The sequence below is a fragment of the Agrobacterium sp. 22-226-1 genome (assembly GCF_053522345.1).
Genome location: NZ_JBNWCP010000005.1, coordinates 90,515 through 103,678, shown reverse-complemented (window position 1 = coordinate 103,678; position 13,164 = coordinate 90,515). Strand labels below are relative to the sequence as shown.

The 13,164-nt window shown below is 60.9% G+C and carries 11 protein-coding genes; 9 read left to right on the top strand and 2 right to left on the bottom strand.

Translation table 11 applies throughout. The features are described from left to right. Positions 1-121 precede the first annotated feature (121 nt). The 7 genes from ACQZ5K_RS10660 to ACQZ5K_RS10630 all read left to right on the top strand — a co-directional run bounded on the left by ACQZ5K_RS10660 (position 122) and on the right by ACQZ5K_RS10630 (position 8,157). On the top strand, positions 122-3,118 hold the full coding sequence (locus tag ACQZ5K_RS10660) for a 2-oxoglutarate dehydrogenase E1 component (protein ID WP_448740329.1): 2,997 nt from the start codon (positions 122-124) through the stop codon (positions 3,116-3,118). A gap of 53 nt (positions 3,119-3,171) precedes the next feature. Then, positions 3,172-4,404: a 2-oxoglutarate dehydrogenase complex dihydrolipoyllysine-residue succinyltransferase gene (gene odhB, locus ACQZ5K_RS10655; protein ID WP_386910442.1), complete on the top strand. Its 1,233-nt coding sequence runs from the start codon at positions 3,172-3,174 to the stop codon at positions 4,402-4,404. Between the two features lie 23 nt (positions 4,405-4,427). Further along, entirely contained in the window at positions 4,428-4,838 is a 411-nt protein-coding gene (locus ACQZ5K_RS10650) for an MAPEG family protein (RefSeq protein WP_448740328.1), read from the top strand. A 10-nt stretch (positions 4,839-4,848) separates the two neighbouring features. After that, positions 4,849-5,490 carry a LysE family translocator gene (locus ACQZ5K_RS10645; protein ID WP_425646738.1) on the top strand — a complete coding sequence of 214 codons (642 nt, stop codon included), beginning with the start codon at positions 4,849-4,851 and terminating at the stop codon, positions 5,488-5,490. Positions 5,491-5,554: 64 nt separating this feature from the next. Next, complete coding sequence (gene lpdA / locus ACQZ5K_RS10640) at positions 5,555-6,961, top strand: dihydrolipoyl dehydrogenase (RefSeq protein ID WP_448740327.1); 1,407 nt, start codon at positions 5,555-5,557, stop codon at positions 6,959-6,961. Between the two features lie 127 nt (positions 6,962-7,088). Then, positions 7,089-7,589, top strand: coding sequence for a cytochrome b (locus ACQZ5K_RS10635; RefSeq protein WP_078052379.1), 501 nt, complete (start codon positions 7,089-7,091; stop codon positions 7,587-7,589). 79 nt (positions 7,590-7,668) lie between these two features. Beyond that, positions 7,669-8,157, top strand: coding sequence for a DUF2867 domain-containing protein (locus tag ACQZ5K_RS10630; protein ID WP_448740326.1), 489 nt, complete (start codon positions 7,669-7,671; stop codon positions 8,155-8,157). Here the strand turns inward: ACQZ5K_RS10630 and ACQZ5K_RS10625 are convergent. Next, positions 8,141-9,238, bottom strand: coding sequence for a TraB/GumN family protein (locus ACQZ5K_RS10625; RefSeq protein ID WP_448732598.1), 1,098 nt, complete (start codon positions 9,236-9,238; stop codon positions 8,141-8,143). The two genes, ACQZ5K_RS10630 and ACQZ5K_RS10625, sit on opposite strands and share 17 nt — an antisense overlap. A gap of 80 nt (positions 9,239-9,318) precedes the next feature. Beyond that, positions 9,319-10,254, bottom strand: a complete 936-nt coding sequence (locus ACQZ5K_RS10620; protein ID WP_448740325.1) for a tyrosine recombinase XerC — start codon at positions 10,252-10,254, stop codon at positions 9,319-9,321. A 133-nt stretch (positions 10,255-10,387) separates the two neighbouring features. Here ACQZ5K_RS10620 and ACQZ5K_RS10615 point away from each other — a divergent pair, with 133 nt between their 5' ends. After that, entirely contained in the window at positions 10,388-12,604 is a 2,217-nt protein-coding gene (locus ACQZ5K_RS10615) for a primosomal protein N' (RefSeq protein WP_448740324.1), read from the top strand. 79 nt (positions 12,605-12,683) lie between these two features. Continuing rightward, positions 12,684-13,070: an AGROH133_08824 family phage infection protein gene (locus ACQZ5K_RS10610; RefSeq protein ID WP_448740323.1), complete on the top strand. Its 387-nt coding sequence runs from the start codon at positions 12,684-12,686 to the stop codon at positions 13,068-13,070. Positions 13,071-13,164 lie beyond the last annotated feature (94 nt).

Genomic DNA, 13,164 nt, shown 5'->3' with positions numbered 1-13,164 from the left:
CAAGGAACGACAGACAGAACGGCATACCGCCCCGGCGGCAGACAGCAATAATCAAAGCGGCAGGCCGGCGAACGGCCCTAACGGCATCGAGGAGGCGGACGGATAAGTCCGCAAGAACACAATGGCAAGGCAAGAAGCGAACGAGCAGTTTCAGATCACGTCGTTTCTGGACGGCGCGAATGCAGCCTATATCGAGCAGCTCTATGCCCGGTACGAAGAGGACCCCTCTTCCGTGTCGCCGGAGTGGCAGAGCTTCTTCAAGGCGTTGTCCGATAATCCGGAAGACGTGAAGAAGGCGGCCAAGGGCGCCTCCTGGAAGCGCGCCAACTGGCCGATCCCGGCGAATGGCGAACTGGTATCCGCACTCGACGGCAACTGGGCCACGGTCGAAAAGGCCATCGAGAAGAAGGTTCAGGCGAAAGCTGAGGCTAAGAGCGCCGACACCGGCAAGCCGGTCAGCCAGGCGGAAGTTCTGCAGGCGACCCGTGACAGCGTTCGCGCCATCATGATGATCCGCGCCTACCGCATGCGCGGCCACCTGCATGCCAAGCTCGATCCGCTCGGCATCGCGGTCGTGGTTGAGGATTACAACGAGCTGTCGCCGAAGTCCTACGGCTTCGAGGAAAGCGACTACGACCGCAAGATTTTCATCGATAACGTGCTCGGCCTCGAATATGCGACCGTGCGCGAGATGATCGATATTCTGGAGCGCACCTACTGCTCCACCATCGGCGTCGAATTCATGCACATGTCCAGCCCGGAAGAAAAAGGCTGGATTCAGGAGCGCATCGAAGGTCCGGACAAGGGCGTTGCCTTCACGGCTGAAGGCAAGAAGGCCATTCTGTCCAAGCTGGTCGAGGCCGAAGGCTACGAGCAGTTCCTCGACGTGCGTTTCAAGGGCACCAAGCGTTTCGGCCTCGATGGCGGTGAATCGCTGATCCCGGCGCTGGAGCAGATCATCAAGCGCGGCGGCCAGGAAGGTCTGGAAGAAGTCGTGCTCGGCATGGCTCACCGCGGCCGCCTGAACGTTCTGACGAACGTTATGGGCAAGCCGCATCGCGCCGTGTTCCACGAGTTCAAGGGCGGTTCGTTCAAGCCTGACGATGTCGAGGGTTCGGGCGACGTGAAATACCACCTCGGTGCCTCCTCCGACCGCGAATTCGACGGCAACAAGGTTCACCTGTCGCTGACGGCCAACCCGTCGCACCTGGAAATCGTCAACCCCGTCGTCATGGGCAAGGCCCGCGCCAAGCAGGACCAGCTGGCCAAGCAGTGGGACGGCGACATCATTCCGCTGTCGGAACGCGCCAAGGTGCTGCCGCTGCTGCTGCACGGCGATGCCGCCTTTGCGGGTCAGGGCGTTGTTGCCGAAATTCTCGGCCTTTCCGGTCTGCGCGGTCACCGCGTTGCCGGCACCATGCACTTCATCATCAACAACCAGATCGGCTTTACGACGAACCCGGCCTTCTCGCGTTCGTCGCCCTATCCGTCCGACGTTGCCAAAATGATCGAAGCGCCGATCTTCCACGTCAACGGCGACGATCCGGAAGCGGTGACCTATGCGGCCAAGGTTGCGACCGAATACCGTATGAAGTTCCACAAGCCTGTCGTCATCGACATGTTCTGCTATCGCCGCTTCGGCCATAACGAAGGCGATGAGCCGGCGTTCACGCAGCCGAAAATGTACAAGGTTATCCGTGGTCACAAGACAGTGGCGCGCATCTATGCCGACCGCCTGATCGCGGAAGGCCTGATGAACGAAGGCGAATTCGAGAAGATGAAGGCCGACTGGCGCGCTCATCTGGAACAGGAATTCGAAGCAGGCCAGTCCTACAAGCCAAACAAGGCCGACTGGCTGGACGGTCAGTGGTCGGGTCTGCGCGCTGCCGACAATGCCGATGAGCAGCGTCGCGGCAAGACCGGCGTACCGATGAAGCAGCTGAAGGAAATCGGCAAGAAGCTGTCGACCATTCCGGAAGGCTTCAGCGCCCACCGCACGATCCAGCGCTTCATGGAAAACCGCTCGCAGATGGTCGAGACGGGCGAAGGCATCGACTGGGCAATGGCGGAAGCGCTTGCGTTCGGTTCGCTCGTTGCCGACGGCCACAAGATTCGTCTTTCCGGTCAGGATTGCGAACGCGGCACCTTCTCGCAGCGTCACTCGGTCCTCTACGATCAGGAGACCGAAGAGCGTTATATTCCGCTCGCCAACCTTTCGCCGACGCAGGCCCGCTACGAAGTCATCAACTCGATGCTTTCGGAAGAAGCCGTTCTCGGTTTCGAATACGGTTACTCGCTGGCCCGTCCGAATGCGCTGACCCTTTGGGAAGCCCAGTTCGGCGACTTCGCCAACGGCGCGCAGGTGGTGTTCGACCAGTTCATCTCTTCGGGTGAACGCAAGTGGCTGCGCATGTCCGGTCTCGTCTGCCTTCTGCCGCATGGTTATGAAGGTCAGGGCCCGGAACACTCGTCCGCCCGTCTGGAGCGCTGGCTGCAGATGTGCGCCGAAGACAACATGCAGGTCGCCAACTGCACGACGCCGGCCAACTACTTCCACATCCTGCGCCGCCAGGTGAAGCGCGACTTCCGCAAGCCGCTGATCCTGATGACGCCGAAGTCGCTGCTGCGTCACAAGCGCGCCACCTCTTCGCTGGCCGAGCTTGCAGGCGAGTCCTCCTTCCACCGTCTCCTGTGGGACGATGCGGAGGTCATCAAGGACGGTCCGATCAAGCTGCAGAAGGATTCGAAGATCCGCCGCGTCGTCATGTGCACGGGCAAGGTCTATTACGATCTGCTCGAGGAACGCGAAAAGCGCGGTATCGACGATATCTACCTGCTGCGTATCGAACAGCTTTACCCGTTCCCGGCCAAGGCGCTCATCAACGAGCTGTCGCGCTTCCGCAATGCGGAAATGGTCTGGTGCCAGGAAGAGCCGAAGAACATGGGTGCGTGGTCGTTCATCGATCCTTACCTGGAATGGGTTCTGGCGCATATCGACGCCAAGTACCAGAAGGTCCGTTACACGGGCCGTCCGGCTGCCGCCTCTCCGGCGACCGGCCTGATGTCCAAGCACCTGGCGCAGCTTGCTGCGTTCCTGGAAGACGCGCTGGGAGAGTGAGAACTCTCCCGCATCGCCCCGCAAAAAAGACACCTGAATAACGGAACTAGATCATGGCCACTGAAATCCGCGTACCAACCCTCGGCGAATCCGTCAGCGAAGCGACCGTCGGCACCTGGTTCAAGAAGGTCGGCGACACCGTCAAGGCCGACGAACCGCTCGTTGAACTGGAAACCGACAAGGTTACCGTCGAAGTCCCGGCGCCTGCGTCCGGCGTTCTCACCGAAATCGTTGCGCAGAACGGCGAAACTGTCGGTCTCGACGCGCTTCTCGGCCAGATCGCCGAAGGTGCTGCCGGTGCAGCGACCTCTGCACCGGCTGCCGAACCGGCAAAGCCTGCTGCTGCCGCAGCCGCGGCTCCGGCTCCCGCTGCTTCTGCCGCCAGCGCCATGCCGCCGGCACCTGCTGCTGGCAAGCTGCTTGCTGAAAACAACCTGTCTGCCGATCAGGTCGATGGTTCGGGCAAGCGTGGTCAGGTGCTGAAGGGCGATGTGCTCGCTGCTGTCGCCAAGGGCGTTTCGGCACCCGCCGCTGCTCCGGCTCCGGTTGCTGCTGCTCCCCGTCCTGTTTCCGCCGAGCAGGATCAGGTTCGCGAAGAGCGCGTGAAGATGACCCGCCTGCGCCAGACCATCGCCCGCCGCCTGAAGGACGCGCAGAACACCGCCGCCATGCTGACCACCTATAACGAGGTGGACATGAGCGCCGTCATGGACCTGCGCAACCGTTACAAGGACGTTTTCGAGAAGAAGCACGGCGTCAAGCTCGGCTTCATGGGCTTCTTCACCAAGGCCGTGACCCACGCGCTGAAGGAACTGCCCGCCGTCAACGCTGAAATCGACGGCACGGACATCATCTACAAGAACTATTGTCACGTCGGCATGGCCGTCGGCACGGACAAGGGCCTCGTCGTTCCGGTTATCCGTGATGCCGACCAGCTTTCCATCGCCGGCGTCGAAAAGGAACTCGGTCGCCTTGCCAAGGCAGCGCGTGACGGTTCGCTCGGCATGGCCGACATGCAGGGTGGCACCTTCACCATCACCAATGGCGGTGTCTACGGTTCGCTGATGTCTTCGCCGATCCTCAATGCGCCGCAGTCGGGCATTCTCGGCATGCACAAGATCCAGGAGCGTCCGGTCGCCATCGGCGGTCAGGTCGTCATCCGTCCGATGATGTATCTTGCGCTCTCCTACGATCACCGTATCGTTGACGGCAAGGAAGCCGTGACCTTCCTCGTTCGCGTCAAGGAAAGCCTGGAAGATCCGGAACGTCTGGTTCTCGATCTCTAAGACTGAAACAGGGGAGAAGAGGGATGGAAAACCTGGCCGGCGGGAATGGTCCTTTCGTGTTCCTGCTGGTGCTCAGCGTCATTCTTCTTCTCCTGCATATCTGCCTTCAGGCCATGTCCGCGACGCGGGAACTCGGCCTCGCCTGGAATGCGGGCGCGCGCGATACGCGGCAGGACCTCAAAGGGGTGTTTGCAGGACGTGCGCAGCGCGCCTCGGATAATTTTCGCGAGACCTATCCGGCTTTCGTCGGTCTCACTCTCGCTCTTGCGATCACCGGTGACGCTTCCGGCTGGGGGCTGACGGGCGGCTGGATATGGACCATGGCGCGCATCGTCTACATCCCGCTTTATCTGGCAGGCGTGCCCTATGTGCGGTCAATCGCCTGGGTCGTGTCCCTTGGCGGTCTGGTCCTCATGCTTGTTGCGCTGATCTGAGGTCGAGCCTATGCATCAATATCTCATCGAACTTGCATCCCTGATGGCGATCTTCTCCTTTGCGATCGTCTCGCCCGGCGCCGATCTCGCCATGGTGATGCGCCAGGCCATGGTACACGGTCGCAAACAGGCCATCATCACCAGCTTCGGGGTGGGGACGTCTCTGATGTTCCACGTCACCTATACGATCCTCGGACTTGGCCTCATCATCTCCCAGTCGATCTATCTCTTCAACATCGTCAAATGGCTGGGCGTCGCCTATCTGATCTATATCGGCGTCAAGGCGCTGCGCGCCGGCAAGACAGAACTGCCCGCCGCTGAAGGTGAAGGCGTTCAGGCAAAAAGCAGCCAGACGGCGCTTAAGGCTTTCACGCTCGGTTTTGCCGCCAATGCACTCAACCCCAAGCCGGTGTTTTTCTTCCTGTCGATCTTTTCGACGGTGGTTCACGCTCACACGCCGGTCGCCATCAAGTTCGGATACGGTCTCGTCATGGCGAGCTGCCTTATCCTGTGGTTCGTCGGTGTCAGCCTATTCATGACGACGCCGCGCATGCGTGCTGCATTTCAGCGCGCCAGCCAATGGATCGACCGCACCAGCGGTGTGGTCTTCATCGCTCTCGGTATAAAACTCGCAACGGAAAAAGCGGCCTGAGTTTCAGGTCAAACGGAAGCAGGGCGGTTCAAAATCCTGCCCGATATCAATCAGGAACAAAGATATGGCATATGATGTAGTTGTAATCGGCACAGGCCCCGGCGGTTATGTTTGCGCGGTCAAGGCGGCACAGCTCGGCCTGAAGGTCGCTGTCATCGAAAAGCGCGCGACCTATGGCGGCACCTGCCTCAATGTCGGCTGCATCCCCTCCAAGGCGCTGCTGCATGCGTCCGAAACCTTTGCCCATGTCGCCCATGGCGTCGATACGCTCGGTATCGAAGTTGCCGCTCCGAAGCTGAACCTTGAAAAGATGATGGGCCACAAGGACGGCGTGGTGAAGGCCAATGTCGACGGCGTGTCCTTCCTGTTCAAGAAGAACAAGATCGACGCCTTCCAGGGCACCGGCAAGGTGGTTTCCGCCGGCAAGGTTTCCGTCACCAACGACAAGGGTGAGACACAGGAGATCGAGGCGAAGAACATCGTCATCGCCACGGGTTCGGATGTTGCCGGCATTCCGGGCGTTCAGGTTGATATCGATGAAAACGTCATCGTGTCCTCCACCGGCGCGATCGCTCTTTCCAAGGTTCCGGAAAAGCTCATCGTTGTCGGCGGTGGCGTCATCGGCCTCGAGCTCGGTTCGGTCTGGTCGCGTCTCGGCGCGAAGGTCACTGTCGTTGAATATCTCGACAATATTCTCGGCGGCATGGATGGCGAAGTTTCCAAGCAGGCCCAGCGTCTGCTCGCCAAGCAGGGTCTCGATTTCAAGCTCGGCGCCAAGGTGACGGCTGTTGAAAAGACCGCTGCCGGTGCAAAGGTGGTGTTCGAGCCGGTCAAGGGCGGCGCTGCCGAAACGCTGGAAGCGAATGTCGTGCTGATATCCACCGGCCGCAAGCCCTACACCGAAGGTCTCGGCCTTGCGGAAGCCGGCGTTGTGCTGGACAGCCGCGGCCGCGTTGAAATCGACGGTCACTACAAGACCAATGTCGACGGCATCTATGCGATCGGCGACGTGGTGAAGGGCCCGATGCTGGCGCACAAGGCGGAAGACGAGGGCGTTGCTCTCGCGGAAATCCTCGCCGGCCAGCGCGGCCATGTGAATTACGACGTCATTCCGGCCGTGGTCTATACGCAGCCGGAAATCGCGTCCGTCGGCAAGACCGAGGAAGAACTGAAGGCCGCTGGCGTCGCCTACAAGGTCGGCAAGTTCCCCTTCACCGCCAATGGCCGTGCCCGCGCCATGCAGGTGACGGATGGTTTCGTGAAGATCCTTGCCGACAAGGAAACCGACCGGGTTCTCGGCGGTCACATCGTCGGCTTCGGCGCTGGCGAGATGATCCACGAAATCACCGTGCTGATGGAATTCGGCGGTTCCTCGGAAGATCTGGGCCGTACCTGCCATGCGCATCCGACCATGTCGGAAGCCGTGAAGGAAGCGGCGCTCGCGACCTTCTTCAAGCCGATCCACATGTGATCGGTGTTGGAGCCCGCCGCTCCAACATTAAATTTCAGTCATCTGCCAAACCCCGGCTTGCCATGCAGGCCGGGGTTTCTCATACTCGCGCCACAGCCTGTCTAACCTTTTGATAAAAGGCAATAAAATGGCGTTTCCAAGTCAAGTTTCCTTCACCGTTCCGCAGCGCATCATTCATTGGGCGATGGCGCTTCTGATCTTCTTCAACCTGTTGTTTCCCGATGGGATGGAACATGCCTACCGGCTGATGCGGCGGGGCGAAACGCTGACGCCGGAACAGGTATCTTCGGCCAATATTCACGCCTATGTCGGCTTCACCATTCTGTTGCTTGCGGTGCTGCGCCTCTGTCTACGCTTCTTCCAGGGCGTGCCGCCGCATCCCGCCGAAGAACCGCGACCGTTTCAGATTGCGGCGAAGGTGGCGCATTTCACCTTTTATGCCCTGTTCCTCGTCCTGCCCCTGTCCGGTATTGCCGCTTATTACTTCGGCGCTCAGCCGGCCGGGCAGCTGCATTCCGGACCCTTCAAGGCGCTGATGTGGGTGTTGATCGCCGGTCACGTCGTCGCCGTTCTGGTTCACCAGTTCTACTGGCGCACCAATGTCCTGAAGCGCATGACGCACGGCTAAGCGGCGGTTTGTCGCGTTTCCGGTTCCTCGGAAAAAGAGGAAGGTGACCCCTGCCGCATGGCGCGGCCGGGGTCCAGGAATGCAGGATATCGAAGACATATTACCGGGCGCCGACTGGCGGGATCGCTATCAGGGAGAGATGGTGACGCCGGAGCCGTCCTCACTCCATGTGAGCAGGCTCCTTCTCGATCATCCTCCGGCGTGGATCCGCAGCCTTATGGCGCTTCGAAACCGCGTGGTGGCGCTTTTCGGTTTAAGAACGGTCGAAATGGTGGCTGGCACATCGGCAGGCGGTTTTCCCGTCCTGTCTTCCACGCCACAGCGGACTGTGCTCGGCTTCGACGACCGCCATCTCGATTTCCGGATCGTCGTCGATCTCGAAGAGAAGGCGAGCCGCCAGATGGTGAGTATCACCACCATCGTCAGGCGCAAGAACCTGTTCGGGCGGCTTTATCTTCTTGTCGTCGGACCGTTTCACCGCCGCATCGTGCCGGCGACGATGCGGCCGTTCTGCGCCAATGTCCGTCCAGTCAGCATCGGGAGTGAGCGGGTCAATCGACCCGCGTGAGGGTAAAGCCTTCCGCGCGCAGCAGTTCGACAAGGCCTTCCTCGCCCGGCAAATGCAGTGCGCCGACGGCCATGAAAACATTGCCCCTGGCAAGCTCGGGGGCTGCCCGTTCCGCCATGACATGGTTCCGGTCGGTGATGATGCGCTGTTCGAAGGCGGCGTAGCCCTGTTCGCTTTCTGCCGCTGCCTTCTTGGGGTCCAGGCTTTTCAGCATGGGCATGGTCATGCCGATATCGCCGGCGACGTAAAGATCGGTCATGGTTGTCATGATGTCATCCATGCGGTCTCCCAGTTCGAGCGTTTCGATCAGCGCCTGAAGATGAAATTCCATCGGCAGCTCGGACATGGCCGTCAGCTGTTCCACCATGGTCTCCAGCCCGACAAGGTGTTTTCCGTCCGCGATGGCATCTTCGGCCAGCTTCTTGTCGAGAAAGGAGAGGCCGGTGGCCTTGCGGGCGAATTCACAGGCGGGAAGGGCGACGAAGCTCGAAAGCATCCACGGCTTCATTCGCGAAACGGCGTTCAGCGGAATGCCGCGCTCCTTGAGACCCTTTTCCAGACGCGCGACATTTTCCGGCGACAGGATGTCGGTGATCGATTTGCCATCCAGAAACATGGTGAGTTCGGGCTTGCTCAGCAGCGAGGCCGCGACCTTCTTGTCGTCGACGATTTCGTCCGATTCCACGATCACCGTCGCGGCTTTTTCGAAGGCGGGGCTGGCGGCGGCAGGCATTTCCAGAACACGCGGATCGGTCACATGCATGGTGCCAAGAAGATAGGACGTGGGCGTTCCCGCCTTTTCGATGCGCCAGAAATTGCCCTTGCCGTTCGGGATCGCGGCCGCTTCCTGCTCGATCTTTGCGAAGGTCTGCGGATCGGTCTTGCGCATTTCCACGAGAATATCGCTGCCGGTGCAGGTGATCTGCTGCTGCGCGGCTTCCGCTTGCCCCAGCGAAAGCAAAGTCATGAGCAGGATTGCGACGGCGGTGACATGCAGGGCGGCAAGCAGCCACAGCAGGGCGTCGCCGGTCTTGCCCATCAGGGTGGCGGTGAGGTTTTGCGGTTTTATCAGGCTGTGCATCGGTCCAATCCGGTTGTCGTTCGCTTATAGAACGGCGGCTTGGATGTCTGGTTAATGATTATGGTTAACCATTTCCTGCTTCATGCGCGCGGATGGGCGTTGTCGTAGATTTCCAGCAGCCTCGCGGTGTCGACGCCGGTATAGATCTGTGTGGTGGACAGGCTCGCATGGCCGAGCAGTTCCTGAATCGTGCGCAGGTCGCCGCCGCCGGCGAGAAGGTGCGTGGCGAAGGAGTGGCGCAGCGCATGCGGCGTGGCGTTTTCCGGCAGGCCGAAAGCGCCGCGCAGCTTCTGCATTTCCCGCTGGATGATGGCGGGTTGCAGCTTGCCGCCGCGTGCGCCAAGGAACATGGGCTCATCCGCCGACAGGGCATAGGGGCAAAGCTTCCTGTAGGTATCGACGGCTTCCGTCACCACCGCCAGCAGGGGCACAATCCGCGTCTTGTTGCCTTTGCCGGTAATGCGCAGGCTGCGGGCGCCGGGCGGGAAGTCGGCCGGGGTAAGACCCAGCGCCTCGGAAATGCGAAGGCCGCAGCCATAAAGCAGTGAAAGGACTGCGGCATTGCGGGCGGCGATCCATGGTTCGTCGTTCAATTGCGCTTCACTCGTGGTGATTTTCAGCGCCTGCCGGTCGGTCAGTGGTTTCGGTAGCGATTTCGGCTGTTTTGGTGCGCGCATGGCGGTGGCGCCTGCGGCATTCACCAGACCTTTTTTCTGCAGGTGATGGAGCAGGGAGCGCAGGCCTGCCAGATGCCGGCCCAGCGAACGTGCGCCGGCGCCTTCCTTGCGCCGGTTGGCCAGAAAGGCGCGAAGATCGACCGGACGCAGATCGGCAATATCGGTGATGGAGGCCGGTTTGCCGATATAGCCGGTCAGGAATGTCAGAAACTGGCGGGTATCGCGCTCATAGGCCTCGACAGTATTGTCCGAAAGCCGGCGTTCGCCTGCGAGGGCGGCGAGCCAGGACTGGCGCTCGTCGAGAAGATCGGCTTGGGCAAATGTCAGGATTTCGGTCACGCGGCGCTCCTTTCCATGCGTCGAAACTATGCGCTTATGGTCAGCATTTGGTTAAGAGGTGGACTTTACAAAGCGCGCCCACTACATCCGGGCGGTTTCCTTTTTCCTGTCGCCGGGGCATGGTCGCCACATCATGGCAAAAGATTCGTCCGATCTGTTTGGGACTCTGTTCGACCCGCCGTCGCCCACGCGCACGGTGCCCGTTCTCGTGCCCATGCCCGCGCCCGGGCCCTACAGCTATTCGGTGCCCGAGGATATGGTGGTGGAGACCGGTTCGGTTGTGCAGGTGCCGCTCGGCCCCCGACAGGTCTTTGGCGTGGTGTGGGACGATGCCGGAGAAAAGAGCGTCGATCCGAAGAAGCTGCGGCCCATCACCAAAAGTTTCGAGTGCCCGCCGCTGAAGGCGGAAATGCGCCGCTTCGTCGACTGGGTCGCCGCCTATACGCTTTCTCCGCCCGGCCTCGTGGCCCGCATGGCGCTCAGAGCACCTGCCGCCTTCGATCCCGAGCCGATGATCGAGGGGCTGCGGCTGACCGAGGGCCGGCCGGAGCGCCTTACCCCCGCCCGCGAGCGGGTGATGGAACTGGCGGCAGAGGGGCATGGCTGGACGAAGAGCGGGCTTGCCCATGCCGCCGGCGTTTCGACCAGTGTCATCGACGGCCTCGTCAAGCAGGGTGTGTTCGAGACGGTGTTTCTGCCGGCGCCGCCTGTCGTGGCCGAGCCCGATCCTGACTATGTCGAGCCGCGTCTGGAAGGCCCGCAGAAACAGGCCGCTTCCGAGATTCTCGAAGATGTACGCAAGGGCGGGTTTCATGTCTCGCTGATCGATGGTGTGACCGGCTCGGGCAAGACCGAGGTCTATTTCGAGGCGGTGGCGGAGACGCTGAGGCAAGGCAAGCAGGTCCTCATCCTTTTGCCCGAAATTGCACTGACGGCGGCCTTCCTTGAACGTTTTCAGGATCGTTTCGGTGCGAAACCGGCGGAGTGGCATTCGGACCTGTCGCCGCGCATGCGCGAAAAGGTCTGGCGGCAGGCGGTGACGGGTGAGGTGAAGGTGGTGGCCGGCGCGCGCTCGGCACTTTTCCTGCCCTTCGATAATCTCGGTCTGATCATCGTCGATGAGGAGCACGACCCCGCCTACAAGCAGGAAGACCGTGTCTTTTATAATGCCCGTGACATGGCCGTCGTCAGGGCGCGGATAGCAGAATTTCCTGTCGTGCTGGTGTCTGCCACACCCTCCGTGGAAAGCCAGGTCAATGGCAGTTCGGGGCGTTATAATACCATCCACCTGCACACGCGCTTCGGCGATGCGGCGATGCCGGATCTGCATCTCGTTGATATGCGCCGCCATCCGCCGGAGCGGGGAGGGTTTCTCTCGCCCGTCCTGCTGCGCGGCATCGGCAAGACCATCGAGAAGGGCGAGCAGGCGCTTCTTTTCCTCAATCGTCGTGGTTATGCGCCGCTGACGCTCTGCCGGGTCTGCGGTCACCGTTTCCAATGCCCGCAATGTTCCAGCTGGCTGGTGGAGCACCGGTTCCGCAATCAATTGCAGTGCCACCAGTGCGGCCACAGCGAGCCGACGCCCGATCATTGCCCGGAATGCGGAACCTTCGATCATCTGGTGGCCTGCGGGCCGGGTGTGGAGCGCATCGCCGAGGAGGTGGAGAAACATTTCCCGGAAGCCCGCACCATCGTGCTCTCCTCCGATCTCATGGGCGTCAAACGCCTGCGTCTGGAGCTGGAGGCGATCGTCAAGGGCGAGGCCGATATCGTTATCGGCACGCAGCTCGTCGCCAAGGGACATAATTTTCCGCTGATGACACTTGTGGGCATCGTTGATGCCGATCTCGGCCTTGCCAATGGCGATCCGCGTGCGGCGGAGCGAACATTTCAGCTGTTGTCGCAGGTGACGGGGCGCGCCGGGCGCACGGGGTTGAAGAGCCATGGCCTGTTGCAGACCTATCAGCCGCAGCACCCCGTCATGCAGGCCATCGTTTCGGGCGATGCCTCGGCCTTCTACGAAAGGGAAATCGTGGAGCGGGAAAAAGCCGTTCTGCCGCCCTTCGGACGGCTTGCCTCGATCATCGTTTCGGCCGATACGCGCGGAGAAGCGGAAACCCATGCGCGAGGTCTGAGGGCCGCTGCCCCGCAGGTTACCGGCATCATGCTGCTCGGCCCGGCGGAGGCGCCATTGGCGTTGATCCGCGGCCGTCACCGTTTCCGCCTTCTCGTGCACGGACGGCGCAATTCCGACATGCAGTCTTTCCTTCGCACATTGCTGGCCAATGGCCCGAAAGAGCGCGGCAGCGTCCATGTGCAGCTCGATATAGATCCGCAAAGTTTCCTTTGAAACTCGCCAACGGGCGTTTTCCCGCTGTCATGACCGTGTCATAACGCAGCAGGCAATCAAAGATGATTTGGGGAACGAGATGGAGTTTTACTTTCCCGCCGAGTTCGGCGAGCAGCTGGCTTTCGGCGCAGCGGTGGTATCGGTCGTGATGGGCCTTTTTTTCATGTTTGTACCGGGCGTCACGCTGCGCGCCTTCGGTTTGCAGCCGGCTGGCGAGCGCAGGGACGGTTATGTGCTCGTGCGGTCGTCACTGGCGGGGTTCTATCTCGGTCTTGGCGCTGCCGCCCTGCTTCTCGCCCAGCCCATGGTCTATCTCGCATTCGGTGCGGCATTCGGCCTCAGCGTGTTCGGGGGCATTCTTTCCATCCTCTCGGATGGTGGCGCAACCATGCGGAATTTCATACTTCTGGTTGTGCACTTTCTGCTCTCCGCACTCGCGTTGAGCTATGTCTTCGGGCTGGTCTGAAGCGGGCTTTTTGGCTTTTGTGCCGCAGATGCGCCGCATCCTGAGCGAAAACGGAAAATTTAAACGCATTCCCCCTTGCCCAAACGGCGCTTTC

Bases quoted from the DNA above. Each gene is read 5' to 3' on its own strand.
- ACQZ5K_RS10630 (WP_448740326.1), top strand. From the start codon at position 7,669: ATGCAGGATATCGAAGACATATTACCGGGCGCCGACTGGCGGGATCGC.
- ACQZ5K_RS10645 (WP_425646738.1), top strand. From the start codon at position 4,849: ATGCATCAATATCTCATCGAACTTGCATCCCTGATGGCGATCTTCTCC.
- ACQZ5K_RS10635 (WP_078052379.1), top strand. From the start codon at position 7,089: ATGGCGTTTCCAAGTCAAGTTTCCTTCACCGTTCCGCAGCGCATCATT.
- ACQZ5K_RS10650 (WP_448740328.1), top strand. From the start codon at position 4,428: ATGGAAAACCTGGCCGGCGGGAATGGTCCTTTCGTGTTCCTGCTGGTG.
- ACQZ5K_RS10660 (WP_448740329.1), top strand. From the start codon at position 122: ATGGCAAGGCAAGAAGCGAACGAGCAGTTTCAGATCACGTCGTTTCTG.
- ACQZ5K_RS10610 (WP_448740323.1), top strand. From the start codon at position 12,684: ATGGAGTTTTACTTTCCCGCCGAGTTCGGCGAGCAGCTGGCTTTCGGC.
- ACQZ5K_RS10615 (WP_448740324.1), top strand. From the start codon at position 10,388: ATGGCAAAAGATTCGTCCGATCTGTTTGGGACTCTGTTCGACCCGCCG.
- ACQZ5K_RS10625 (WP_448732598.1), bottom strand. From the start codon at position 9,238: ATGCACAGCCTGATAAAACCGCAAAACCTCACCGCCACCCTGATGGGC.
- lpdA (WP_448740327.1), top strand. From the start codon at position 5,555: ATGGCATATGATGTAGTTGTAATCGGCACAGGCCCCGGCGGTTATGTT.
- odhB (WP_386910442.1), top strand. From the start codon at position 3,172: ATGGCCACTGAAATCCGCGTACCAACCCTCGGCGAATCCGTCAGCGAA.